Source organism: Niastella yeongjuensis (genome assembly GCF_900110245.1).
In the GTDB taxonomy this organism is placed as follows: Bacteria; Bacteroidota; Bacteroidia; order Chitinophagales; family Chitinophagaceae; genus Niastella; species Niastella yeongjuensis.
In genome coordinates this window covers 102,123-126,971 of record NZ_FOCZ01000012.1, presented here as the reverse complement: position 1 = coordinate 126,971, position 24,849 = coordinate 102,123, and the positions used below count along the sequence as shown (strand labels likewise).

General features: G+C 45.8%; 23 protein-coding genes. 11 read left to right on the top strand and 12 right to left on the bottom strand.

Annotation, left to right across the window (positions count from 1 at the left end):
* Window positions 1-15: 15 nt before the first annotated feature.
* Complete coding sequence (locus BMX95_RS26455; protein ID WP_081198051.1) at window positions 16-1,116, bottom strand: aminotransferase class I/II-fold pyridoxal phosphate-dependent enzyme; 1,101 nt, start codon at window positions 1,114-1,116, stop codon at window positions 16-18.
* A 127-nt stretch (window positions 1,117-1,243) separates the two neighbouring features.
* Between BMX95_RS26455 and BMX95_RS26450 the strand changes: the two genes are divergently transcribed.
* On the top strand, window positions 1,244-1,852 hold the full coding sequence (locus BMX95_RS26450) for a MiaE family protein (RefSeq protein ID WP_081198052.1): 609 nt from the start codon (window positions 1,244-1,246) through the stop codon (window positions 1,850-1,852).
* Here BMX95_RS26450 and BMX95_RS26445 read toward each other — a convergent pair.
* Entirely contained in the window at window positions 1,849-2,547 is a 699-nt protein-coding gene (locus BMX95_RS26445; protein WP_081198053.1) for a uracil-DNA glycosylase family protein, read from the bottom strand. The genes BMX95_RS26450 and BMX95_RS26445 overlap by 4 nt on opposite strands.
* Before the next feature lie 52 nt (window positions 2,548-2,599).
* Between BMX95_RS26445 and BMX95_RS26440 the strand changes: the two genes are divergently transcribed.
* On the top strand, window positions 2,600-3,952 hold the full coding sequence (locus BMX95_RS26440; RefSeq protein ID WP_081198054.1) for a Gfo/Idh/MocA family protein: 1,353 nt from the start codon (window positions 2,600-2,602) through the stop codon (window positions 3,950-3,952).
* A 127-nt stretch (window positions 3,953-4,079) separates the two neighbouring features.
* Here the strand turns inward: BMX95_RS26440 and BMX95_RS26435 are convergent, their stop codons facing one another.
* The 7 genes from BMX95_RS26435 to BMX95_RS26405 form a co-directional block, all read right to left on the bottom strand.
* Window positions 4,080-5,084 carry a GSCFA domain-containing protein gene (locus BMX95_RS26435; protein WP_081198055.1) on the bottom strand — a complete coding sequence of 335 codons (1,005 nt, stop codon included), beginning with the start codon at window positions 5,082-5,084 and terminating at the stop codon, window positions 4,080-4,082.
* Window positions 5,085-5,109: 25 nt separating this feature from the next.
* Window positions 5,110-5,982 carry a hydroxymethylglutaryl-CoA lyase gene (locus BMX95_RS26430; protein ID WP_242673010.1) on the bottom strand — a complete coding sequence of 291 codons (873 nt, stop codon included), beginning with the start codon at window positions 5,980-5,982 and terminating at the stop codon, window positions 5,110-5,112.
* 90 nt (window positions 5,983-6,072) lie between these two features.
* The gene (gene rlmB / locus BMX95_RS26425) at window positions 6,073-6,849 is read right to left on the bottom strand and encodes a 23S rRNA (guanosine(2251)-2'-O)-methyltransferase RlmB (protein WP_081198057.1); all 777 of its coding nucleotides are present in this window, start codon (window positions 6,847-6,849) and stop codon (window positions 6,073-6,075) included.
* Window positions 6,833-7,393 (bottom strand): NUDIX domain-containing protein, encoded by a 561-nt coding sequence (locus BMX95_RS26420; RefSeq protein ID WP_081198143.1) that lies wholly within the window; start codon window positions 7,391-7,393, stop codon window positions 6,833-6,835. Before BMX95_RS26420 ends, rlmB begins: the two co-directional genes overlap by 17 nt.
* Window positions 7,394-7,473: 80 nt before the next feature.
* Entirely contained in the window at window positions 7,474-7,779 is a 306-nt protein-coding gene (locus BMX95_RS26415; protein ID WP_177193724.1) for a hypothetical protein, read from the bottom strand.
* Between the two features lie 97 nt (window positions 7,780-7,876).
* Window positions 7,877-9,130 (bottom strand): methionine adenosyltransferase, encoded by a 1,254-nt coding sequence (metK, locus tag BMX95_RS26410; protein WP_081198059.1) that lies wholly within the window; start codon window positions 9,128-9,130, stop codon window positions 7,877-7,879.
* Window positions 9,131-9,264: 134 nt separating this feature from the next.
* Window positions 9,265-10,077 (bottom strand): glycogen/starch synthase, encoded by an 813-nt coding sequence (locus BMX95_RS26405; RefSeq protein ID WP_081198060.1) that lies wholly within the window; start codon window positions 10,075-10,077, stop codon window positions 9,265-9,267.
* Between the two features lie 178 nt (window positions 10,078-10,255).
* Between BMX95_RS26405 and panC the strand changes: the two genes are divergently transcribed.
* From panC to rfaE2, 4 genes are all read left to right on the top strand, one after another.
* Window positions 10,256-11,110 carry a pantoate--beta-alanine ligase gene (gene panC / locus BMX95_RS26400; protein WP_081198061.1) on the top strand — a complete coding sequence of 285 codons (855 nt, stop codon included), beginning with the start codon at window positions 10,256-10,258 and terminating at the stop codon, window positions 11,108-11,110.
* Between the two features lie 60 nt (window positions 11,111-11,170).
* Window positions 11,171-11,515 (top strand): aspartate 1-decarboxylase, encoded by a 345-nt coding sequence (gene panD, locus BMX95_RS26395; RefSeq protein WP_014217808.1) that lies wholly within the window; start codon window positions 11,171-11,173, stop codon window positions 11,513-11,515.
* 135 nt (window positions 11,516-11,650) lie between these two features.
* The gene (locus BMX95_RS26390) at window positions 11,651-12,676 is read left to right on the top strand and encodes a lysylphosphatidylglycerol synthase transmembrane domain-containing protein (protein ID WP_081198062.1); all 1,026 of its coding nucleotides are present in this window, start codon (window positions 11,651-11,653) and stop codon (window positions 12,674-12,676) included.
* Complete coding sequence (rfaE2, locus tag BMX95_RS26385; protein ID WP_081198063.1) at window positions 12,663-13,151, top strand: D-glycero-beta-D-manno-heptose 1-phosphate adenylyltransferase; 489 nt, start codon at window positions 12,663-12,665, stop codon at window positions 13,149-13,151. Before BMX95_RS26390 ends, rfaE2 begins: the two co-directional genes overlap by 14 nt.
* 116 nt (window positions 13,152-13,267) lie before the next feature.
* Here the strand turns inward: rfaE2 and BMX95_RS26380 are convergent, their stop codons facing one another.
* From BMX95_RS26380 to BMX95_RS26370, 3 genes are all read right to left on the bottom strand, one after another.
* Window positions 13,268-13,909 carry a DUF4294 domain-containing protein gene (locus tag BMX95_RS26380; protein WP_081198064.1) on the bottom strand — a complete coding sequence of 214 codons (642 nt, stop codon included), beginning with the start codon at window positions 13,907-13,909 and terminating at the stop codon, window positions 13,268-13,270.
* Between the two features lie 308 nt (window positions 13,910-14,217).
* Window positions 14,218-16,638, bottom strand: coding sequence for a cytochrome c biogenesis protein CcsA (gene ccsA / locus BMX95_RS26375; protein WP_081198065.1), 2,421 nt, complete (start codon window positions 16,636-16,638; stop codon window positions 14,218-14,220).
* Between the two features lie 9 nt (window positions 16,639-16,647).
* Window positions 16,648-17,067, bottom strand: a complete 420-nt coding sequence (locus BMX95_RS26370) for a cytochrome c maturation protein CcmE domain-containing protein (RefSeq protein WP_081198066.1) — start codon at window positions 17,065-17,067, stop codon at window positions 16,648-16,650.
* A gap of 305 nt (window positions 17,068-17,372) precedes the next feature.
* Here BMX95_RS26370 and BMX95_RS26365 point away from each other — a divergent pair, with 305 nt between their 5' ends.
* From BMX95_RS26365 to BMX95_RS26345, 5 genes are all read left to right on the top strand, one after another.
* Entirely contained in the window at window positions 17,373-18,419 is a 1,047-nt protein-coding gene (locus BMX95_RS26365; RefSeq protein WP_081198067.1) for an agmatinase family protein, read from the top strand.
* A 174-nt stretch (window positions 18,420-18,593) separates the two neighbouring features.
* Window positions 18,594-19,160, top strand: coding sequence for a hypothetical protein (locus BMX95_RS26360; RefSeq protein ID WP_081198068.1), 567 nt, complete (start codon window positions 18,594-18,596; stop codon window positions 19,158-19,160).
* Between the two features lie 412 nt (window positions 19,161-19,572).
* Entirely contained in the window at window positions 19,573-21,096 is a 1,524-nt protein-coding gene (amaB, locus tag BMX95_RS26355; RefSeq protein WP_081198069.1) for an L-piperidine-6-carboxylate dehydrogenase, read from the top strand.
* A 204-nt stretch (window positions 21,097-21,300) separates the two neighbouring features.
* Window positions 21,301-22,797: an OmpA family protein gene (locus tag BMX95_RS26350; protein ID WP_081198070.1), complete on the top strand. Its 1,497-nt coding sequence runs from the start codon at window positions 21,301-21,303 to the stop codon at window positions 22,795-22,797.
* 263 nt (window positions 22,798-23,060) lie between these two features.
* The gene (locus BMX95_RS26345) at window positions 23,061-24,770 is read left to right on the top strand and encodes a S8 family serine peptidase (RefSeq protein WP_081198071.1); all 1,710 of its coding nucleotides are present in this window, start codon (window positions 23,061-23,063) and stop codon (window positions 24,768-24,770) included.
* The last annotated feature ends 79 nt before the right edge of the window (window positions 24,771-24,849 follow it).

Genomic DNA, 24,849 nt, shown 5'->3' with positions numbered 1-24,849 from the left:
TTGAACTTTAAACTTTCAACTCAATAACTTAATAACCTCTTCAACCTGCGGCAACGTATTAAACGCATGTAATACAATACGCAATCGTTCTTTATTTGAAGGGACCGTAGGATACAGGATAGCCCGAACATCGAGGCTGGCATTTTGTAAGGCGCCGGCCACCTTTTTCACGGCATCATTGCCGGGAATGATCACTATTTGTATGGGTGTATGGGAAACCAGCTTTTCCCAGGGCATGTTAGCCTGCTGAAAGGCGTTAATCAATTGTTGCAGATGCGCGCGTTCAGCATTCATATACGGGAATAACTCATATGCACAACGGATAGCGGCCACACTTGCTTCGGGCAGGGCCGTGCTGTATATAAACGACCGGCAGAAATTCACCAGGTAATTGCGCAATTGTTCGCTGCCCAGCACAATAGCGCCATGGCAGCCTACTGCCTTGCCAAAGGTATGAACGCGGGCAAAACAGGCTGTTTGCAGGTTGAGCTGCTGCACCAACCCCTCGCCTTTTGCACCCACCACGCCGGTGGCATGGGCCTCATCAACGATCAGGTGTGCACCATATTGCCGGCACAAGTCACTGATGGCCGTTAAGGGTGCCATATCGCCATCCATGGAAAATACCGATTCCGTTACCACAAATCGGGTGCCGGTGGCGGCCTGTAATCTTTTCTCCAGATCGGCCAGGTCATTGTGTTTAAAAGAAAAAGACTGCGCAAAACTCAACCGGATGCCATCCCGCAGGGATGCATGGCTTAAATAATCGTAAATGATGGTATCGCCGCGCTGGGGCACACAACTCAGTAAACCCAGGTTGGCATCGTACCCTGAATTGAAGATCAGACCGGCTTCGGCATCATGAAAGTTTGCCAGCATTTTTTCAGTCTCCTCTACCAATGCATAATTGCCAGCCAGCAAACGCGAACCGGTTGAACCGTGTTTGTAAACCGGATGGTCGCTTCCGCTTAGTTGTTTTTCGATGAGCTGATTGTGTACAATGCCCAGGTAATCGTTCGAACAAAAATCTGTTTTACTGCCAGGCAATAACAGCCGGCGGAAAGCATTCTGCTCCTGCCGCTCGTTGAGCTTTTTTAGTAGGAAATTGTCGTTCATAATTTATATTCCGGTGTTACCGGTTCAAGTTTAACTCCGCCAAACGTTAGGCGGGCCAATCCCTCCTACGCCAAGGCTTCGGCGGGCGAAGCAAATATCGCACTTAGGCGTTAACTTTGGGCACTTTATGAGCACTACCAACGAAACAAAGAATATCTTAGGGCTGCACCTGCCCACCGATCCACGCTGGGTGAACCTGGCCGAATTATCACTGGAATACATCCTCACCGATCATGCCTATTGTGAGCAAAAGGCCGCTACCAGTTGCATTTCTTTGATCCAGCGGTACAGTGAACTGGAAAAACTGGTGACTGATCTCGCGCCCATTGTGACCGAAGAATGGGGCCATTTCCGGCTGGTGCTGGCCGAACTGCAGAAACGCAACCTGAAACTGGGTAAACAACGAAAAGACGAATACGTAAACCAATTACAGCTGTTTCAAAAAAAAGACGGCAGCCCGGAACAACGGCTCCTCGACAAACTGCTGATCTTCGCGCTCATTGAAGCCCGCAGTTGTGAACGTTTCAAACGCCTGAGTGAAGGGCTCGATGATGAATACCTGCGTAATTTCTACCGCCGCTTTATGGAAAGCGAAGCCGGCCACTACCATTTATTCATTGAACTGGCAGAAACCTATGTTGATAAAGCTAAAGTGCGGGTAAGATGGCAGGAATGGCTCACCTATGAAGCAGATCTCATTCAGAAGTTGGAAGTTCGGGGGGATCGAATGCATTAGTTTAAACCCTTCAACTTCTCAACATACACTTTTACAAATTCATCTAACTTCTTTCTCCGATACTGCATTACCCAACGCGGATGCGGGAGTGGAATGATCTCTTTAAAGAACTGATGCTTTGCATTTATTTTTTGAAAGATCTTATAATTGGTGCCTTCGCCTAAACAATAACATACATCCCTGGTGGTTGCAATGGTATCCAGCTGCTCGTGAATACATTTTAAGATAAACGGTTCGCTGTCTTTCAGCAATTCCTTGTCGTCGTAATAGTTCAGGTTAACACCATTCTTTGTAAAGCCCAGCGGCGACAATGCCGTTATGTAGAAATCGTAATAAAAAGCGGCTGGTCCGCCATAAGCATCGATAACCGCATAAATAAACAACGACGACAATTCCGCCTTTTTGGGCAATTCACTTTCTATACCACACACCTCTTTCAGCCGGATAGGATCCGTAAATGGAACGCCTGTAACCCCGGCGCCAAACCGACCGGGATTGATCCCAAAAATGAATTTCCGCGGATGCTGGTCATTGTAAAATTTATTGTAGAAGGTTTCCGCCAGCTGCCTGGCAAGCGCATCGGAAAAAGGGTTCATGATCTCGATGCCTGCGCCCAATTTCATCTCCGGCGACAGATTTTTTAAAAAATTCACGATGGCATACGATTGCGTAAGTTTTTGAGGGGCAGTCTTCATGTTCGCTTATTTGGTATTTTGGCAGCACCAAATTATATGTAAAAATAAGGCTATGAACCGAAGATCATTTGTCAAAAATACCGGACTGGCCGCAGCCGGTCTCGCCATTTTACCAACGGCACAATCATTTGCTGCGGCAGATCCTGTTGTTAAACTGGGGATCATTGGCGTGGGCATGCGCGGACAGGTACACCTCGGCAATGCACTTCGGCGTAAGGATGTAAACATAGTGGCTATTTGTGATATTGATGACCGCATGCTCGACAAGGCCACTGCCATCATTCAGCAATCAGGTAAACCCATGCCTAAAGTATTTAAGGGCGATGTAAATGCCTGGAAAAAGTTACTGGAGTTAAAAGAACTGGACGGCGTGATCATTGCCACCCCCTGGGAATGGCATGCGCCTATGATCATTGGCAGCCTGGAGGCCGGTATTAAATATGTTGGAACCGAAGTAATGCTGGGCATCACCCTGCAAGACCACTGGGATGTAGTGAAGGCAGCCGAACACCACAATGCCCAGGTAATGATGCTGGAAAATGTTTGCTACCGGCGCGATGTTATGGCCGTGCTGAACATGGTGCGCCAGGGCCTGTTTGGCGAATTGATACACCTGCAGGGTGGCTACCAGCACGACCTGCGCAATGTAAAATTCAATAACGGCTCACAACCCTATGGCGGCGGTGTGGAGTTTGGCGAGAAAGGCTTTTCTGAAGCCCATTGGCGAACAGAACACTCCGTTCACCGCAATGGCGATCTGTATCCCACGCATGGCATTGGTCCCGTAGCGGAGATGATCAACATTAACCGGGGCAACCGCTTTGTAGCATTGTCATCGTTTGCCACTAAAACACGCGGATTGCATGAATACATTGTGAAGAACGGCGGCCAACAACACCCCAATGCAAAGGTCCAGTTCAAACTGGGTGATATAGTTACCACAACCATTCGTTGCGCCAATGGTGAAACCATATTACTGCAACACGATACCAATCTCCCCCGCCCTTACTCGCTGGGTTTCCGCGTTCAGGGCACGCATGGCATCTGGATGGACGTGAACCATTCGCTGTACATCGAGGGCATGAGTAAAACCAATGACGCCTGGGAAGACGCCAAAAGCTGGCTCGACCAGTATGATCATCCATTATGGAAAAAATATGGCACTTCAGCAGAAGGCGCGGGTCATGGCGGAATGGATTTCTTTGTGCTGCATGCGTTTGTTGAATCCATAAAACGTAAAACCGCCACCCCATTGGATGTGTATGATGCAGCCGCCTGGAGCGCCATTACTCCCCTAAGCGAACAAAGTATCGACCTGGGCAATCAAACGGTAGAGTTCCCTGATTTTACTTCAGGACAGTGGATGTATAGACGGAACATTTTTGCACTTACCGATGAATATTAATTGGAGATAAGTGGTGCTTTCGTGGAAAGAAGCAAAAAGTTGACGCGGTTGACAAGGGAAGTATTATGAGTATTACCTTGTCAACATGTTAACTTGTTAACTATTCAACCTGTACTCAAATAACTAATTATTGTAAAAAGTATCTTATATCCTCATCCAAATTCAGGAACGGATATTTCCGTTGCAGCTCTTGCGCCTTCTCCAGGTGGGCTTTTAAAAACTTTTTATGAGCCTCGGTAGCTGGTTGAAAAGGCTTGTGTTTGCGGGCTATCACGATCTTTTTTATTTCCTCTGCCAGTTGCTGCGCTTTCTCGTCAACAAAATGCCGCATGAATTTGTCGAGCACAAATGAAGTGGCCTGGTAATTGGGATGCACCATATCGATATCGTAAAACCGGTAATCCCTTAATACATCGATCACCAGTTCATAGGCCGGGAAATAATACAGCTTATCGAATTTATTAACCAGGTGGTGTACTACTTCAATCAACCTGGCCTTGCTGCGGTTATTATCGATAACGCCATCGCGGATGTGACGTACCGGACTCACCGTAAAGACCACTTTTATATTCGGGTTGAATTGAAACAACTGGTGCAGACAGTTGTCGAGCATGGTAGTAGTTTCCTCTATCGACAGCAGGTGTTTGTTAAACCAGCCGGCTGGTGTACGATGGTTGTTGGCCACAGCTCCCCGTACGGCGCCCCGCCTGAAAGAAGCCGGTACCTGTTCGGTTAACCGGTACGAGAAAGAAGTACCCAGGGTTATAATGAGCCAGTTGGCCGTTTTCAAAAAACTATGTGCTTCCTGTTGGGAGGCATTAATACCACGCAGGCATTCCTGCAGATCGGTTTTCGAAAACCGGCTGTGGTGTTGCCAGCTTTGCCATACCTCATTATAGTAAAAAAGCTCTTCGGTTTGATATTGCTTGTTCTGTATATAAGAAACCAGGCTGCTCACTACACTGGCAGGATCGAACAAAATACCATTGGGATTTTGCAGCACGTTGAATTTAAGTTCATCGAGCTTATCGCCGATATGCTCGGTAAAACACGATCCCATTAAAAGGATGTTATCCTGGTAGTTGATGGGATTCGATAAAGTGGAGATCTGAATCGGTATCGTTAAGTCCATAATCACATTTCCCTAAAAGTGATTTTCATAAGGTAAATATATCATTAGCTAAGGTAAGACTTTTACCCAGCGCCGTTTTATTTATACCAGGCACTTTCTCATATTGTTCTAAATAAGATATAAGCCATTCTGTATCGATGTTGCCTACCAGGTCGTCATTGGCCATGGGACAGCCACCAATTCCTTTTAAAGCCCCATCGAACCGTCTGCAGCCTGCCTGCCAGGCTGCTTCTATTTTGGCCTGTCTGTTTGCTTCACTGCTGTGCAGGTGTACACCTATTTCATGATGAGGCAGTTTGTTGATCACGTAACTGGTTATATCGGTCACCTGATCGGGTGTGGCCAGTCCAACCGTATCGGCCAGTGAAATAATGTTCACGCCCAGGCCGGCTATCCGGTTCACCCAGTCAAAAACGATGGCGGCTGAATAAGGATCGCCATAGGGATTGCCAAACCCCATGGAAATGTAAATGACCAGTTGCTTGTTGGTTTGTTCACAAATACGCTGGATCTCTTTTACCCGTTCCAGCGATTGTTCAATACTGCTGTTGGTATTACGCTGTTGAAAGGTTTCGCTTACCGAGAATGGAAAACCCAGGTAGCTGATTTCGTCAAAACCAGCCGCTTCTTCAGCGCCCCGTACGTTGGCAACGATAGCTAACAGCTTAGTGGTGGTTTCAACCGGATTGCTTTTCAACCCTTTCAACACCTCGGCTGTATCTGCCAGTTGCGGTATTGCCTTAGCAGAAACAAAGCTGCCGAAATCGAGGGTAAGAAAGCCAACCTGCAGTAGTGACTGCAGGTATTCGATCTTTTTTTCCGTAGGAATAAAAGTCTTCCATCCCTGCATGGCGTCTCTCGGACACTCAACTAAGTTAATAGGTGGCTTGGTACTCACTCTAAATGATTTCGTTTTACAGGTTCAGTTTCAGGTTACCGGTTTCAGGTCCCTCTTATTAGATTTTCCCTGCAACCTGGAACGGCTTGTTTATTGACTACTGCTCATTCTCGACTTCATGGCTTCATACAACACAATTCCCGTAGCCACCGACACATTAAGCGATTCAAAATTCCCGGTCATGGGGATCTTTATCTTTTCATCGCATATTTTCATTAGGGCGGGAAAAACGCCATTTTCTTCATTCCCCATTACAATACAACAAGGCTCGGTGTAATCCAGTTCATACAGCATTTTAGTAGCCGTCATTTCAGTGGCAAACACCTTTATACCGTTCAGGTGCAGGGTATCTACCGCTTTCATCAAACTGTTTACCCGGCAAATGTTGATCTTTTCCAGGGCGCCGGCCGATGATTTCATGGCTTCTTCATTCAATGCCCCCACTCCTTTATCGGGTATAATAATGGCCTGGGCGCCACAGCATACGGCGCTGCGGGCAATAGCCCCAATGTTGCGTACATCGGTAATACCATCCAGGATCACAAACAAGGGCGTTTCCCCATTGCCCAACACATAATCTATCACCTGCTGCAAGTCCATATACTGAACCAGACCCGCAATAGCAATGGTTCCCTGGTGGTTGGCCTTGGTAAAGGATTGCAGCTTTTCGGGCGGCACCTGTTGAATAGGAATGTTTTGTTCGCGGGCCAGCTGTCTGATGATGCCTATAGCATCCCCGCTTACATTACGCTGAAATAATATTTTATCTATGGGGCGGCCCGATTGAATAGCTTCAATAATAGGCTGGCGCCCAATGATCAGTTGTGCTTTATTAATGCCCGGTCTTTTTTTATGAAATCCTTCCATCTAACAACATCATTTTTACTTTTAAAATAGCGGCTACCGACATGGAGTCGGTGATCTCACCGCGTTCAACCATTTGATAGGCTTCTTCAAATGGCAGTTTCTTTATAATCAGCTGTTCTGTTTCTTCCGGACTGGCCATATGCTGGCTTAGTTTCCGCGCCAGATATATAACCGCATACTCATCGGTAACAGAATTGCTCAGGTGCATCTCTACTATTTTTGTCCATTCGGCTGCTACCAGTCCTGTCTCTTCCAGCAATTCCCTTTGGGCCGATTCTACCGGATCCACACCAAATTTACCACCCCCTTCCGGAATTTCCCAACTGTACTGGTCAATGGTAAAGCGATACTGGCCAACCAGGTAGGTATTCAGGTCTTCATCGAGCGGCAGGGCGCCGGTGGCAATGCTCTTAAAGAACACTTTGCCATAAATGCCTTTTCCACCCGAAGGGTTGATCACATCGTATTCATTGAGTTTTATCCAGGGATTCTCATAGATCTTCTTTTCTGCTAAAACTTTCCATGGATTGTTGTATTCATTCATGGGCCGAAAATAAAACATCTGGTACAATAAAAAACCCTCCCGATGCGTCGGGAGGGCTGAATAATATATTCGTTATAATGTTATGTAAGTTTCAAAACGGCAATTGCTAAAGAAGACAAACCTACCATTAATACAATAAGCCATCTTAACTGGTCTTTGAAGCCCTGCTCCATGCGGGTTTGAAGTGCTAAAACATCTTCTTTCAAACAAAATACATCCCGCTTAGTTGCCAGCCGGTCCTTTTCATTATTGAATTTTTCATCAATAATTTCTTCAATACCTGCCACCAGCACTTTAGCATCTTCTGTGTTTTTGAAATGCCTATTAAACAACTCGTACATTTTTAATGTCTGTGACGCTGTTAACATTTCATAAGGTTTCAACAAATATAACAAACATATATCATATAACACACACGTTTCATATAATAAAAAAGCACCACTTGGACAGTGGTGCTTTTCAAATATTTATATGTACCGAATATTACCGGATACCGAAAGCCTGTTTTACTTTTCTTACATAATCCAGCTTCTCCCAGGTAAACAATTCCACTTTCTTTTTAATGGTTTTGCCATCAGGAGCAGTGAAGGTTTTTTCCACTACTTCAGGTTGACGGCCCATGTGACCATAAGCGGCTGTTTCGCTGTAAATAGGGTTACGCAGTTTCAGGCGTTGCTCAATAAAGTAAGGACGCAGGTCGAAGATCTGGGCTACGCGTTTTGCGATTTCGCCGTCGGTCAGTTCAACTTTTGCTGTGCCATAAGTATTGATGTACAAACCCATTGGCTGGGCAACACCAATAGCATAAGAAACCTGTACCAGTACTTCATCGCACAAACCGGCAGCTACCAGGTTTTTTGCAATATGACGGGTTGCATAGGCAGCAGAACGGTCAACTTTTGAAGGATCTTTTCCGCTGAATGCACCACCACCGTGAGCACCTTTACCACCATAGGTATCAACGATGATCTTACGGCCGGTTAAACCGGTATCACCGTGAGGACCACCGATCACGAATTTACCGGTTGGGTTTACGTGATATTTGATCTTGTCGTTGAACAGGTGAGCATATTTTTTATACTTGGCCTTTACGCGTGGGATCAGGATGTTGATCACATCTTCCTTGATCTTTTTTGCCATTTTGGCTTCTGTATCAAAATCATCGTGCTGTGTACTTACCACAATAGCGTCGATACGAACGGGTTTGTTGTTATCGTCGTATTCGAGGGTAACCTGGCTCTTTGCATCAGGACGCAGATAGTCGATCTTTTTTCCTTCGCGGCGGAGCGCAGCCAGCTCAATCAGTAATTTATGGGCAATGTCCAGTGCCAGTGGCATATAATCCTCGGTTTCGTTGCTTGCATAACCGAACATCATACCCTGGTCACCAGCGCCTTGGTCTTCTTTTTTGGTTCTGTCAACACCCTGGTTGATGTCAGAAGATTGTTCGTGAATAGCAGATAATACACCGCAGGAACTTGCTTCGAACATGTATTCGCTTTTGGTATAACCAATTTTGCGGATCACTTCGCGGGCAATTGTCTGTACATCGAGATATGCCTTAGATTTTACTTCACCAGCCAGTACCACCTGACCGGTTGTAACCAAAGTTTCACAGGCTACTTTTGACTGGGGGTCAAAAGCCAGGAAGTTATCAATCAGGGCATCAGAGATCTGGTCAGCTACTTTATCAGGATGACCTTCCGAAACACTCTCAGAAGTAAATAAATAAGGCATACTAATTTTTGTTTGAAGGAATTGTATAGAATATTAATGGGTAAATATATAAGTTCTCCTTTATAAGTTCTAAGCTTTATGGTGTTGTAATTGTAAACATCATGTTATTAACTTATCGCTTATAAGAATACTGCTTATTTAGTAAGATCGTTGTACAACTGCAGATAATCAGTCAGATCAGACTCGGCATTATAGGTGAGCACCTTTTTGCCTTTTACTTTTCCAAATTCATCCACCAACTTTTTATCTACTTTATCAGCGCCAAAGGTAATAGCATCGGCATATGTTGCCCCACCCCGCATCATGGCAGTGGTAGTACCTTCTTTAAAAGGTTCCAGATCTTTTTCTTTTACAACAGAACTGATAGAGGCAATTTTCAGGAAATCATCACCCAGTTTTTCCTTTGCCGTATTGTTTCCAATAGTATAAATAACCTTGCTGTGTGAGAACACAGGTTCTTTTTTATACGCTGTCTTTTGGTACAGGGGAATTAAACCGGTCATCCAGCCACTGCAATGGATAATGTCAGGAGGCCAGCCAAATTTCTTTACGGTTTCCAGGGCGCCCTTGCAAAAGAATACGGTACGCAGGTCATTGTCATCATGCCATTTTTCACTTTCATCGTGGAAGATGGTTTTACGTTTGAACAGGTCTTCATTGTCCAAAAAATAAACCTGTAAACGCGCATTGGGTAAAGAAGCTACTTTAATTTGCAGGGGATAATCATCATTACCAACCGATACATTAATGCCCGACAACCTAACCACTTCATGAAGGCGATGACGTCTTTCGTTGATGACCCCAAACCTGGGCATAATACAACGTACTTCAAAGCCATTTTCATTCGCCTTTATTGCCAACCGGTTTACCGTTTCGGAGAATTCCGTTAATTCCAGATAGGGGGACATTTCGTTAGCAATAAATAAAATTCTTTTCTTTGTCAGCATTATAGATAATAGTTAATGAGCTAACTTTTAAAAATCAGGGTGCAAAGTTAAGGTTTTTTTATTAGTTCTAATTCGTATGTTCGGGAACCCGACCTTTGCGCCCTTAAACTGAATGAATGGCGAACCCGTTCTCATAGAAACAGGGAAAGGGATCCGGTAAAACTTAAAATTTCGTTAAATGATCATATTTAAATATGCCGAACAGCTTGCCAGGTATATTCAACAGCAAAAAACCGCCGGAAAACAAATTGGATTTGTCCCTACCATGGGCGCCCTGCACAACGGCCATCTGGCCCTCATCAACCAGTCGAAACAGGCCACCGCAGTAACGGTTTGCAGCATATTTGTAAACCCTACCCAGTTTAATAACCCCAGTGATTATCAGTTATATCCTAAAACCATTGAACAGGATATTGCCAAACTGGAAGCCGCCGGCTGCGACGCCCTTTTTCTGCCCGCCATAGCAGAAATGTATCCCCGGGGCACTGCAGGGCTGGAGCATTATGACCTCGGTTACCTGGAAACCCTGCTGGAAGGAGCGTTCCGTCCCGGCCATTTTCAGGGCGTTTGCCAGGTAATGTTCCGGTTACTCACCATGGTACAGCCGCACCAATTATTCATGGGCCAGAAAGATTACCAGCAATGTATGGTGGTTAGCAGGCTTTTAACGCTGATGCAGTCCCCCATTCAACTGGTTACCTGTCCCACCCTGCGCGAACCCGACGGACTGGCCATGAGCAGCCGCAACATGCGCCTGTCTGCTGAGGACAGGCAACAAGCTACCGCTATTTATCAATGCCTTACACATATAAAGGAGCAGCTCAACCAGGGTGTGTCCTGGGGTGTTATTAAAGAGCAGGCCGAAAAAATGCTTACTAATGCCGGTTTCAGGATAGATTACGTGGAACTGGCCAACGCCAATACCCTGGAACCCGCTTCCGACGCCCAGGCCGCGGCTTCCCGGATGCCCCGGGTAGCATTGATCGCCGCCTTCCTGCATGAGGTGCGGCTAATTGATAATATGTTGGTGTGATTGTTATATTAAATTTACTAGCTTGCGCCCGTTTTTAAACTGAATTACAAGAACTACAGTATGCAAATTGAAATATTAAAATCGAAAGTACACCGCGCGGTAATCACCGAAGCCAACCTGAACTATGTAGGCAGCTTAACGCTCGACGAGGACCTGATGGATGCGGCGAATATGATTGAAAATGAGAAAGTGCAAATTGTAAACGTCAATAACGGTACCCGTATTGAAACCTACCTGATAAAAGGCAAGCGCGGCTCAGGCGTATGCTGTTTAAACGGTCCGGCTGCCCGCCAGGGCGCTGTAGGTGATATCGTAATTGTTATTTCCTACGCCATCATGGATTTTGAAGAAGCCAAAAAACACAAACCGTTTATCGTATTTCCCAAAGAAGGAAATAAGCTTTGATACATGATCATTTGAGTTAATATCCGCCTGTTATCAATTAAGTTACTGTTACAAGTTTCAGGTTACAGGTTAAACGGGATCTGAACCTGTATCTTGCCACCTGAAACCTGTAACTTTGAAAAATAATCGCCCCGTATGAATAAAAAAATTCTGAGCATATTACAGTATCTCCTATTCCTGGGACTCAGTATTTTTTTAGTGTGGTGGTCAATGCGAAAAATTACCGATCAGGGTTGGGAAGACATTAAAAATGCTTTCCGAAATGCCAACTACTTGCTGATCATCCCGGTAATGGTCACCTTGTTATTAAGTCATTACAGCCGGGCATTGCGTTGGAAAATATTAATGGAACCAATGGGCTACAAACCCAGGGTTTCTAATACCTATATGGCCGTTTTGGTCGGTTATATGGCAAACCTGGCCGTTCCGCGGCTGGGCGAAGTATTAAAATGCACCATTCTGGCCCGGTATGAAAAAGTACCTGCCGATAAACTGGTAGGCACCATTGTTGCCGAACGCGCTTTTGATGTGCTTTGCCTGGTACTGGTTATCCTGATCACCTTTTTAACCCAGGCCGATCTTATTGGCGGTTATATCAGGGATACCCTGAACACCATTTTTAATTCAAAGGCCAGCTCGCTCTCCGCCTCCAAAATAATTATGTTGCTGGCCATCGTAATACTGGGTATAACGGCCGTAGTGGTGGCATTCAAAAAATTCTCACACATTAGGTTCATACAAAAGATCAAAACCATCTTTGAAGGGATCTGGCATGGCATTACCAGTGTGCGGTACCTGAAAAAGAAAGGCTGGTTTATATTTCATACCATTTTCATTTGGAGTATGTACCTGCTGAGTGTGCAGATCGGTTTCTGGGCCATGAAGGAAACAGCCGTATATACCATCCCTAATGCATTGTCGGTATTGACCATGGGCAGTTTGGCCATGATTGTACCGGCGCCCGGTGGTGGAATTGGTGTTTATGCCTGGTTTGTACAAAACACCATGCTGATCTATGGGTTGAAAGAAACCCTTGGCTTTGCCTTTGGTCAGCTGATGTGGTCAGTGCAATTCTTTTTTTCCATCATAAGTGGTTTTATTGCCCTGATCCTGTTGCCTTATTTTAATAAAAGAACTCCGGTAATAAATGAGAAAAGCTGATATTATTAGTACGCGGGTGTGCAATTTGAATGAAGCAAAACATAAAATTGCCCAGTGGCGGGTAACAGGTAAAACAGTTGCTTTTACCAATGGTGTATTTGATATTCTGCATCGCGGTCACATTTTTTCTCTTTCGCAGGCCGCTGTGGAAGCGGATTATTTAATTGTTGGATTGAACTCTGACGCCAGCACCAAACGGTTAAAAGGAGATAGCCGCCCGGTAAATGATGAACAATCAAGAGCCCTGGTTTTGGCTTCCCTGTTAATGGTTGATATGGTGGTGATCTTTGAAGAAGACACCCCACTTAACCTCATCACTACCCTGCAGCCAGATGTGCTGGTAAAAGGCGGCGATTATACCCTGGAACAAATTGTAGGTGCTAAAGAAGTAATGGAAGCGGGCGGTAAAGTGATTATTAACTCTATTGTAGAAGGATTCTCAACGACGGGAATTATAGCTAGAATGAGTTCCTAGTTTATAAGTTCGCAGGTTATTGGGTTCTTGAGTTTTAGGTTAACTTAATAACCTAATAACTTAATAACCTGAAATTCGCGAGTGTAGGAGTTAATCCGAGGCCTTGAACTAAGGAACTACATGCGATGCATCCGTTCCACTTCCTGAACGATGCTTTCTATTTCACGCTCATCGCCTTGGGCATCGTATGGCTGTTTGAGGTTGCTGCCAAACAGAAAGGCCACGGTTTGCCAGGTTCTGGCAGTAAATCCACCTTTATATTCTTTAATGATCTCGTAGCAGTTATTACCGGTTTGCCGGTTGATAAGCTTCATCAATACTTTTCCCTGGTAAATCGACAGTTCGCTCAGCGGTTCTGCAAACTGTTTTTTCAACTCTTTTTCGCGGGATTTTATATACGTTTTCTTGTCTTTATCAGGCATTTGGGAAATGTGCGCGTTGATGTCGTTCATGATGGCGCCGGCCCGGCGGGCATACGGATAACATACATAAACCGCATTGCGTAAACGCGTCCACTCCTGTCTTCTTTTCAATAAATGCTTGGGATAGGGAACCTGTACCCATACCCAACCCAGGGTTTGAGCCGGCACATATTCATTTTCAACTATCTGTGCGGGAACTGGAATGGTATCATTGGGCCCTAACAGAGGTAAGGGAATAGTATCGGGGGCCGTTTGTGCATGAGCCGGATTAATAGAAACCGCTACAATTGCCAAAACCGCAAATAAGATCCTGAATATTTTTCTTTTTTCAGTCATTCCAATCGCACTAATATAATACAAATTCCTTTGTAATTGTAATTCCAGAAAGACACTTTAGTAACCCGCACCGCTGCCCGATAATTATTAAAAAATTGGTAAGGTTACAATCAAATTTACAATATGAAATACAAAGGGAGAACGGTTGACTGAATATGATTTGATTAAATAAGGTTAATCATTTAAGGCTTTGGCGGGCAAAACCTCCTACGCCAAGGCTTCGGCGGGCAAAGCAAAAAGCCCATCCTGGGTTCCAGAATGGGCTTTGAATTGTATTAACCTGTTAACTCGTCAACTCCCGGCAGGGCCTATAACAATTTAACTCTGCGGATCATACTCATTACAAACCCGGCGATCATCAGGAGGGTCCCCAACCACACCAGGTTAATGAAAGGAAACTGCAGCACCTTCAATGCCAGGAACGGCGCCAGGCGCGATGATTCCTTTACACTGATCTCCACGTGTTTATCGTCGGCAATTCGGGTGAGGCCAATGGCCAGCCCTTGTGAATACAGGGTATCCAGCATGTATTGGGCGCCATTGTTGCGAACATAAAATACCGGTTTAGCGACCAGCTTTTGCTGTTCTTTGGTGATCACCGTTAAATTGGCCATTAAAGCCGTATCCCTGCTGGTGAACTTGTATTTTTCATTGTTCGGGTTTACGGTTACGCTGTCCAGGATCATATACCCTTCAGAATAAAACACCGTATCGCCGGTTTTCACCACATGGTTTTTGAACTGGGCCGTATCGGAGCCTTCCTGCACCGAACTGGCATGGTTCACATAACTGAAAATATCTTTATGCAGGTAATGTTTTGAATCGGGGTTGTTTGAATTACCTTCCTGCCCCTTGGTATTCTTGATCAGGTCGGGGTATAAGGTGAATTTGTCTTTTCCATCTTTCCGCTCCATATCAACCCTGAAGTAGGTCACCGTCTTCTTTTCACTCACCGAGTCTCCCACATAGGTTGCCCAGTAGCTTCCCATATCGGTTTTTACGCCACGGAACAGGGTCAGGTTTTCAAACCCTTCTTTTGGTTTTTCAGGACCAAAATTGAGCGGATTAAAGGTATTTACCGACAGCACCTCTTTCTTGGAGGAAGAAATGAGAATTCCCACCAGCAACAGGCCAAAACCCAGGTGGGCAACGGAAGCGCCGGCCGCTTTTAATTTGCCATGTAATCCGGTAAAAATATACCCGGCATTGGCAATGACTGCATACACCGAAGTAAACAGGGCCAGGTGAATGGCAGCCAGAAAGCCATAACCGTATTTATTATAGTTAACATGACCGAAAACACTGATGGAAACCGATACCAACAGCGAGATCGCTGTAGCCCAGAGCAGTTTTTTCGTAAAATACGCTTTTGACGTGTTTTTGTATTTGAGGTACTGGCTGATTGCAGTCAATATACCTATCACCACCGCTACAAATATCTGAATGCGGTTATAGGGAAATTCTTTGTCCTCCCCGATCACCATTTTGGTGCCGAACAGTTTATTGAAGATGGGGAAAGAAGTGGGAACGATGATGGCCATGGCCGACAGGAACAATACCAGCGAACCGATGAACATCCAGAATTCGCGGCTGCTGAACTCTTCTTCCTTGGCAATATGCGGGATCTTCCTATACCGGGAGATCAACAGGGTCAGCGAACCAATGGCAAAGAGCAGCACCCAGATGCGCATTTGCCAGTTCATGCCTGAGTCAACAAACGCGTGTACCGACGTATCCTGCAGGTCGCCGCTGCGGGTAAGATAGGTTGAGTATAATACCAGCAAAAAGCTCAATACAAAGAAAAAGTTGGTTGCCCGCAATGAGTGACCGGTTGAATTATATATAACCTGGGTATGAATACCAGCCACCATTATCAGCCAGGGTACCAGGGAAGCGTTTTCAACGGGATCCCAGGCCCAATAACCACCAAAAGTGAGGGATTCGTAAGCCCAGGCGGCACCCATCATAATTCCCAGGCCAAAAATGCCGCCGGAGAACAATGACCAGGGCAAAGCCTGTTTCGACCAGCCGCCAAAATCTTTCTTCCACAAACCGGCTATCGTATAAGCAAATGGCACAATGGTACTTGCATAACCCAAAAACAACACCGGCGGGTGGATCACCATCCAGTAGTTCTGCAATAACTGATTGAGGCCATTACCAGTGTGAATTTTCGGGAGGTTCAGGTAATTCTCGCCCTGGAAAATGGGCGCATCCTGAAACTGGTAGCGGGTCAATAGAAATGGACTGCTCCCCACCTTCAGATCAAACACATACACCCCAATAATAAGGGTAGCCAGGCAAAACTGGGCAAAGCTCATCACCGTCATAACCGGCGCTTCCCATTTTTTGGCGGTGGCAATCAATAATACGCCCAACAGAGACTGCCAGAAGGTCCATAATAAGAAGGCGCCCTCCTGCCCTTCCCAGATACTACTGAGCAGGTATTTGGGGTTCAGGGTGATGTCTGAGTGGTTCCAGGCGTAAAAATATTCGTGATAATGTTTGGCAATAATAAAGAAGAGAATGCTGAAAGTGGCCAGTACCGAGGCGGCATTCACGATAAAAGCAATGCGGGCCAGTTTTCTCCAGCTTTCGTGGTCTGTTTCTACAGTGGCATTGGAAGCTTTAAAATAAGCAATACAGGCTACCAATGACGCTACAAGGGAAAGCACTACCAGAAATTGTCCTAACTGACCGGGTAACAGGTGTTCACCGATATACTTCATTTCAGGATTTTAATTTTGAGTCAGGTTGTTCGCCGCAGCTTTGGGATCGTCTTTATATTTGGATGGACATTTAATCAGAATTCCGTCTTTGCTTTTAATTTCAAATACATCCCCTTGCATTTTTCCTTTCAGCACAATACGATCGCTTTTCTCCATATCCATAGGCTTTTCGAAATAATAACGCACCTGCGCCCGGTTGCCCAGAGAATCAACTACATAGAACTGGGTTAAATTGGGGTTTTTAGCAGGGTCGTACTCGATGGGAACAGCAGCCGATTTATCGAGCTTGGCAATTACGGTCACGGTTTTACCTTCTTTTTGACGGGCTGAGGCCAGGGTTTCGTAGGTGGAAAGATCGGCCATAAAGCTCAACAGGACCATAATGCAGACCGCGATTCCAACCAGAATGACAATGTGGATCTTTTTCATCTGAAATATTTATTGTAACGCCTTGACGGCGTGGCACATTTGGGTGTTTACGCCGCAAAGTTAGTTCAAAATTGAATTGAGGATAGATAGATTTTATTTATGTAGTATGTGTAATTAGAATTTAAGTGTTTATTGTAAGGTTTTAACTTTCTGTTCATAGTTTAAGGTCTAAAGCTGCGAAATCTCCGAACTTTGAACTTTGAACTTTCAACTATTAACTAACAAACGTCAGCTATCTTTCATAAATATTTTGCTACTATCTGTTCGTGGGCTAACTTGCACCCCGTTTTTTTAGTGTGTGACATATGACAGACCTATCGCAATTTGATCCCAACGCGGCAAGTAATCCCAATAACAATATTTTTGGTTTGCCGTTTACCGAGGAAGATGCCCGTTTGGTAATACTACCTGTTCCCTGGGAAGTTACCGTAAGCTATAATGCCGGTACTGCCCGGGCAGCCGACCATATCTTCAAGGCAAGTATGCATGTTGACCTTTTTGACCCTGAAACCAAAGAATCGTGGAAGCAGGGTTTTTTTATGCGCCCACCCGATAAAAAGGTGCTGCTAAAAAGTGACTACCTGCGCAAGGAAGCCGAGTTATACATCGACTATATCTGCCATGGCGAAATACTGGAGAAAAACCTCTTCATGTGCAAATCGCTGCGCGATATCAATGAAGGCGGCGGGTATTTGAACAAATGGGTGTACGAACAATCCAAACAACTGCTCAACCGCGGTAAACTGGTAGCAATACTGGGCGGCGATCACAGCGTAGTACTGGGTTTTTTCAAGGCAATGGCCGAACAGCATGGCGAATTTGGCGTATTGCAAATTGATGCCCATTGCGACCTGCGTGCCTCCTATGAGCTGTTTACCTACAGCCATGCCAGTGTTATGTATAATGCACTGAAAGAAATTCCTACCCTCACCCACCTGGTACAACTGGGCGCCCGCGATTACTGCCAGGAAGAATGGGAATATATTCAGAACAACAAAGACCGGGTAATACCCTATTTTGATAAAGACATAAAAGAACGCCAGTTCGAAGGGGAAACCTGGAAACAGATCACCGATGAGATCGTGAGCAAATTACCCGAAAAAGTACTGGTAAGTTTTGATATTGATGGGCTTGATCCTAAATTGTGTCCCAATACAGGCACCCCTGTACAAGGTGGATTTGAGACCGAACAGATCTTTTACCTGTTAAAAAAGATCGTTCAAAGCGGCCGTAAATTCATTGGTTTCGATTTGGTGGAAATTGGTGTAGGCGATAACAATGAGTGGGACGCCAACGTAGGCGCACACATTTTATGGAGATTGGCCAACCTGTTGGTAGCCAGTAACCATTGAAATCAGGCAGAGGGCAGAGAATTAAAGGCTGCGGCGGGCTAAGCAGTAGTCATGAGTATTGGACGGTGCAAAGGAGTTTATTAATCTCGATCATCGCGAACTAAACTCACCACTCACTACTCACTGCTCACCACTCACCACTCACTAATCAACTTATCAACCCTATCAACTACCATGGTATATCAATATGTTGTTACGCTGAAAAACCAAACCAACCGGTATCTGGATATACTGGGGCTGATCCTCAGTATTGTATCCGTTATCTGTTTTACCATGGAACTACTGCGTAGCGACAATGTAAGCCTGGCTTACCTCATTGGCGCCGTGGCGGTGTTGGGCTTTATCATTTTCAACCTTATCCAACAGGCCAAAAAACGAAAAGTATATTACAGCCGCGCCTTACTGCTGGCCGGACTGGTATGGATGAAAATGCCTTACTTCTCCTGGCTGCTGTTTGTTTTTATCATTCTGGCCTTACTGGAATACCAGGCTAAATATGCGGTAGAGATCGGTTTCTCCGATAACGAGATCGTCATCAACTCCCTGTTCAAAAAAAGATACAACTGGCTTCAGTTCAATAACATTGTACTGAAAGACGGACTGCTCACCCTGGATTTTGCCAATAACCACATTATGCAGCGCGAAGTGGATGACGATGAGGACGACGATGCCGATGAGGATGAATTCAACGAGTACTGCGCACTTCAACTGGCCAAGCACCGTAGAGAAGCCTCTCATTAAATAGCTGCATCCATTATTTCAAAGAACTGTCGTATACGAATACGAAGATATGCCGGTTTTATGCAGCGACAATCAGCTGCATAGCTAAGATGTCCTATAACAGTCTATGCTGCCTATTTGTGTCTATAGTAGTCTATAGCTGTTTTACCTGATTATGAGGAAATGCAGCATGGCGCCGGTATTGAGCCGGTATTGCGGCGCATGTTGTTCGCATTTTGTTCGGATTTCATTCGGGAATGTTCGGCTGTACCGAGGCAAAACCCGAACAAAGTCCGAACAAAGTCAACGGTAATACCGGCAGAAGACCGGCGCGATCCCCTGCACGTTTTTGCGTGCATACCAACACAAGTAACGGTTTTAGCTTTGCCCTTTGCCTTCTGCCTTTTCCTTACATTTGTCCAAAACGAACTACATGGATTTTCTTGCCGCTTTAAAGATCACTGAAAAAAATTCCGGTGTATCAACCGGTAACAGTTCTCTGCCAGCTCATGGCGAACTGATTGTGTCGCATTCACCCGTTGATGGTAAACTGATTGCCACCATACAGGCTGCCGATAAAAACGATTATGAAACCGTTATCGCCAAGGCGCAGACCGCCTTTTTGGAATGGCGTACCTGGCCGGCGCCCAAACGGGGTGAAATTGTTCGTCAGATCGGGGACGCCTTACGGGCCCATAAGGAACCGCTGGGCAAACTGGTGTCGTATGAAATGGGCAAAAGCCTGCAGGAAGGGTATGGCGAAGTGCAGGAAATGATCGACATCTGTGATTTTGCGGTTGGCCTTTCCCGCCAGTTGTATGGCTTATCCATGCACAGCGAACGCCCTGCCCACCGCATGTACGAACAATGGCATCCGCTGGGCATCGTAGGCATTATTTCCGCCTTCAATTTCCCTGTAGCGGTTTGGAGCTGGAATACCATGCTGGCCTGGATCTGCGGGAATGTATGCGTTTGGAAACCTTCAGAAAAAACACCGCTGTGCGCAGTGGCCTGTCATAATATTATTGCCGACGTACTGAAACGCAACGATGTGCCCGATGGCATCAACGGACTGGTGATCGGTGGACGTGAAGTGGGTGAATGGCTGAGTGCCGACAGCCGGGTTCCACTGGTATCGGCTACCGGTTCAACCCGTATGGGTAAAGCCGTAGGCGCCACTGTTGGCGCCCGCCTTGGCCGCGCCCTGTTGGAACTGGGTGGCAATAATGCCATCATCATTTCACAACATGCCGATCTCGACATCGCCATCCGCGGCTCTGTTTTTGGCGCCGTAGGTACCGCCGGTCAACGGTGTACCACTACCCGGCGGCTGATTGTACACGAAGCCGTATACGACACCATAAAAACCAAACTGGTAGCAGCCTATAAACAACTAAGCATCGGCGACCCGCTCGATGAAAACAACCACGTGGGACCGTTGATCGATAAAGACGCAGTTATCGGTTACCAGAAAGCGTTGGAAGCCTGTAAAAAAGAAGGCGGCCGCTTTATTGTGGAAGGCGGGGTGCTGGAAGGCAAAGGCTTTGAAAGCGGTTGTTATGTAAAACCCTGTATTGCCGAAGTAGACCCTCATTTCAACATAGTGCAACAGGAAACCTTTGCACCTATTTTGTATTTGATGAAATATAACACCATCGATGATGCGATCGCCATTCAGAACGGGGTGCCGCAGGGGTTATCATCGAGCATTATGACACTGAACCTGCGGGAAGCAGAACAGTTCTTATCAGCCAATGGCAGCGATTGCGGCATTGCCAATGTAAATATCGGTACCTCCGGGGCCGAGATCGGCGGCGCCTTCGGCGGCGAAAAAGAAACCGGCGGCGGTCGCGAAAGCGGCAGCGATGCCTGGAAAGCCTATATGCGACGCCAGACAAATACGATCAATTATTCTACGCAATTACCCTTAGCACAGGGAATTAAATTTCACGTATAAATTTTCGAAGTAGAAGTAGGAAGTAAGATGTAGGATGTTCAAAGATCTTGAAAACTTGAGCATCCTGCTTTTACTTCGTACTTCTTACCTCCTACATCTTACCTCCTACATCTCTCCCACCATCCCACCCATCCCTACCTTCCCGGTTCAGACAATATAAGGAGCCTCAAAAACGTTACTACCAGTCTTTTAAGCTGAACCGGTATGAAGAAACTTTACGCACTGCTGTTATTGACCGCTACCCTATACAATGCCAATGCCCAATTGCGATTAGGAATTGTAGGGGGGCCGCAATCTTCAACAGTAAAAGAGACTAATTATATACCAGACTGGGACAATACCACAAAACCCTATTATTCCAAAAGAAGTGGTTTGAACCTGGGCGTTATAGCCGAAATGCCCATTGGGTATACCAATAAACTTTTTTTTCAGCCCGGGATCATATTCTCCAACAAGGGTAGAAAATTCGCCCGCTCTTACGATATGAATTCTGTAAAGGGCGATACCCTGTATTATAGTAATAATTTCTATACCAACTATATCGATATGCCGCTGAACCTGGCGGTAAAACTGCGTCTGAACAGAAAAAGCCGGTTCCTCATCAGCGCAGGCCCATACCTGTCGTTCTTTTATAGTGGCAAAGACAGCTGGGAAAAAAGGGATACCATTATGCGCTATAACCAGGATGAAAGCAGCATTCAGGTGGGTAAAAATGACAACAGCGTAAAAACTTTTGATATTGGGGTGAATGCCCGCGTTGGGTTTGAACTCGGCAATGTATTATTGACCGGTTTCATTAGCCAGGGCCTTACCAATTTTTACAACGCCTCGTACAGCGGCACCTTTAAACACCAGGTAATAGGCGCCTCCCTTGGTTTATGGTTGAGCAAGCGCGTGGTAGCAAGCAACGATAAAGATCGCGATGGGGTACCCGATAAAGCAGATGCCTGTCCGGATGTACCCGGTTCGGCTAAAGCAGGCGGCTGTCCCGATAAGGATGGCGACGGCGTTGCTGATGCCGTTGATAAATGTCCTGACCAGGCCGGGTTGGCGCGCGACCGCGGTTGTCCCATCTTTGACCGGGATAATGACTCTGTTCTCGACGACGTAGACCAGTGCCCTGATGTAGCAGGCACATTTAAATACCATGGCTGCCCCATTCCCGATACCGATGGCGATGGCATAAACGATGAAACAGATTTGTGCCCGGATAAAGCAGGACCTGCCGAATTCAATGGCTGCCCGATCCCCGACAGCGATGGCGATGGTGTGAATGATAAAGACGACAAATGCCCGACTATAGCCGGTTCAATAACCAATAAGGGTTGTCCGGATATTAAGAAAGAGATCGTTGAAAAAGTAAACTATGCCGCTAAAAAAATATTCTTTATAACTGGCAGCGAAAAGATCGCGGCTGAGTCGTACAGCGCGCTGAATGGTGTAGTAGCTATTCTGCGGGGTGATACTACCCTGAAACTGGTTATTGAAGGGCATACCGATAATGTAGGTAAACCAGCCAACAACCAGATCTTATCGCAAAAACGAGCAGATGCCGTTAAAAACTACCTGGTACAAAAAGGCCTTGACGCCAGCCGGTTAGAAGCCAGGGGTTATGGCCAGGATAAACCTGTTGCCGACAACAGCACACCGGAAGGCAAAGCAGCCAACCGCCGGGTTGAATTGAAGCTGTCGCAACATTAGAGAAAGAGTACCCGATACAGCTTTCGAAAAGCCCGGGCTTTACAAAATCTTATGAACAAAATATTAGCCACTCATGTAATATCATACATGTGTGGCTTTTAATTTTATATTTTGTGCCTGACAAAAACAATGAACGTTTGTAAAGGCGGGGGAAAATCTTCAAATGTTAAGAATTAGTAAAAACCAGATATTTGAGCCCTACATACCGTTAATAAACTTACGTTACGAATCTTGTAAATCTGTAAAGCAAAAAACACTTGTAAATGAACAAACTGGTAAAAGTAGCAGGATTTTTAACTGCCCTCGTGGTTGCTGACCAAACCGCTTTTGCGCAGCAGGAGAAAAGCATTAAAACAGGCGATGTGCCGAAGGGATGGCATCTGCTCGACAAAACCAAGGATGGATACTATGGGATCAGTGTCAATAAAGCCTATGATTTCATTCACTCCAAAAACCTGAAGGGTAAAACCGTAGTGGTAGCGATCATCGACTCTGGTATTGACACCCTGCACGAAGACCTGAAAGATATTCTGTGGGTAAACCCCAAAGAGATCCCCGGCAATGGCATCGATGACGATGGCAACGGATATGTAGATGATATTCATGGCTGGAACTTTATAGGTGGCAAGGATGGCAAAAACGTAAAACAGGATTCTTACGAAGGCGCCCGCGTTTATCATATGTACAAAAGCAAATTCGGCGATAAAGTAGATACCACTAAAATGAACGCCGATGAAAAAGACCAGTACAAAATGTGGTTGAAGGCCAAAGCAAAAGTAGAAGGCGATGGCAGCGACGAACAGGTTGACCTGGGCAGACTGAGAATGTTTTTGACCATGGCGCAAAAAAGCGACAGCATTTTACGGGCTGGTATGAAAAAAGATACTTATACCGGTAACGAGCTGGATACCTTTAAAACCGAAAACGGCACACAGGATACGGCCAAAGGCCAGCTGATGTTCCTTTTCAAGAACAATCAGATGATGGAAACCACCAATAAGGAGTTCCTGGATGGTTTTGAAGAGTTTGTTAGCGGGGAGGAAAGAAAAGAAGAAGCCAAATCAAAAGCCCCCGAAGATTACCGCGGTGAGGTTACCCACGATAACGAACAGGACATCAACGACCGTTCTTACGGTAACCCTGATGTAATGGCTTCCACCCCCTTCCATGGCACCCACGTGGCCGGTATCATTGGCGCTGAACGCAACAATGGTAAAGGAATGGACGGTGTTGCCGATAACGTACGCATTATGATGATCCGTGCCGTACCCGATGGTGATGAGCACGATAAAGATATAGCCCTGGCTATTCGCTATGCAGCCGATAACGGTGCCAAAGTGGTGAACATGAGCTTTGGTAAAGACTTCTCGCCCCAGAAAAAATGGATAGATGAGGCCGTTAGATATGCAGAAAGCAAAGGCGTATTGCTGGTACATGCAGCAGGGAACGATGCGAAAGACATCGATACGGCAGATAACTTCCCCAATGCGATCATGAGAGATACCCATAAAAAAGCAGCAAACTGGATCACAGTAGGCGCCAGCGGTGATCCGCAGGCCGGTGGTTTCACCGCCAGTTTCTCTAACTATGGTAAAAAACAGGTAGATGTATTTGCGCCCGGCGTTAAGATCTGGTCCAGCATTCCCGGTGGCAACACCTATGGCAATGCCCAGGGGACCAGCATGGCCTGCCCGGTAGTTGCCGGTACAGCCGCCTTCCTGCTGGAATATTTCCCTTACCTCACGCCGCAGCAATTAAAATATTGCATCATGAAATCGGCCCAGGCGCCTGGTGTTAAAGTAAATAAACCAGGAACCGACGAAACCGTTATGCTGAGCGACATCAGCCAAAGCGGTGGCATTATCAATGCCTACGAAGCCGCCAAGGTAGCTGCAACGCTTAATCCTTCAGGTAACAAAGTGGCCCCCACCGGTGCGTCGCCCAAACCTACGCTGAAGAACAAGAAAGGATAATAGTTGTAAAATATAAGTACAGGGTATACAGGAGGGCATACCGCCCCAATGTATACCCTGTTTCTTTGTTACGCGTTAC

Bases quoted from the DNA above. Each gene is read 5' to 3' on its own strand.
- BMX95_RS26370 (WP_081198066.1), bottom strand. From the start codon at position 17,067: ATGAAAAAGATCCACATTGTCATTCTGGTTGGAATCGCGGTCTGCATT.
- amaB (WP_081198069.1), top strand. From the start codon at position 19,573: ATGGATTTTCTTGCCGCTTTAAAGATCACTGAAAAAAATTCCGGTGTA.
- ccsA (WP_081198065.1), bottom strand. From the start codon at position 16,638: ATGAAGTATATCGGTGAACACCTGTTACCCGGTCAGTTAGGACAATTT.
- BMX95_RS26455 (WP_081198051.1), bottom strand. From the start codon at position 1,116: ATGAACGACAATTTCCTACTAAAAAAGCTCAACGAGCGGCAGGAGCAG.
- BMX95_RS26350 (WP_081198070.1), top strand. From the start codon at position 21,301: ATGAAGAAACTTTACGCACTGCTGTTATTGACCGCTACCCTATACAAT.
- panD (WP_014217808.1), top strand. From the start codon at position 11,171: ATGCAAATTGAAATATTAAAATCGAAAGTACACCGCGCGGTAATCACC.
- panC (WP_081198061.1), top strand. From the start codon at position 10,256: ATGATCATATTTAAATATGCCGAACAGCTTGCCAGGTATATTCAACAG.
- BMX95_RS26345 (WP_081198071.1), top strand. From the start codon at position 23,061: ATGAACAAACTGGTAAAAGTAGCAGGATTTTTAACTGCCCTCGTGGTT.
- BMX95_RS26440 (WP_081198054.1), top strand. From the start codon at position 2,600: ATGAACCGAAGATCATTTGTCAAAAATACCGGACTGGCCGCAGCCGGT.
- BMX95_RS26360 (WP_081198068.1), top strand. From the start codon at position 18,594: ATGGTATATCAATATGTTGTTACGCTGAAAAACCAAACCAACCGGTAT.
- BMX95_RS26365 (WP_081198067.1), top strand. From the start codon at position 17,373: ATGACAGACCTATCGCAATTTGATCCCAACGCGGCAAGTAATCCCAAT.
- BMX95_RS26450 (WP_081198052.1), top strand. From the start codon at position 1,244: ATGAGCACTACCAACGAAACAAAGAATATCTTAGGGCTGCACCTGCCC.
- BMX95_RS26405 (WP_081198060.1), bottom strand. From the start codon at position 10,077: ATGCTGACAAAGAAAAGAATTTTATTTATTGCTAACGAAATGTCCCCC.
- BMX95_RS26435 (WP_081198055.1), bottom strand. From the start codon at position 5,084: ATGGACTTAACGATACCGATTCAGATCTCCACTTTATCGAATCCCATC.
- BMX95_RS26390 (WP_081198062.1), top strand. From the start codon at position 11,651: ATGAATAAAAAAATTCTGAGCATATTACAGTATCTCCTATTCCTGGGA.
- rlmB (WP_081198057.1), bottom strand. From the start codon at position 6,849: ATGGAAGGATTTCATAAAAAAAGACCGGGCATTAATAAAGCACAACTG.
- BMX95_RS26445 (WP_081198053.1), bottom strand. From the start codon at position 2,547: ATGAAGACTGCCCCTCAAAAACTTACGCAATCGTATGCCATCGTGAAT.
- rfaE2 (WP_081198063.1), top strand. From the start codon at position 12,663: ATGAGAAAAGCTGATATTATTAGTACGCGGGTGTGCAATTTGAATGAA.
- BMX95_RS26420 (WP_081198143.1), bottom strand. From the start codon at position 7,393: ATGAATGAATACAACAATCCATGGAAAGTTTTAGCAGAAAAGAAGATC.
- BMX95_RS26380 (WP_081198064.1), bottom strand. From the start codon at position 13,909: ATGACTGAAAAAAGAAAAATATTCAGGATCTTATTTGCGGTTTTGGCA.
- metK (WP_081198059.1), bottom strand. From the start codon at position 9,130: ATGCCTTATTTATTTACTTCTGAGAGTGTTTCGGAAGGTCATCCTGAT.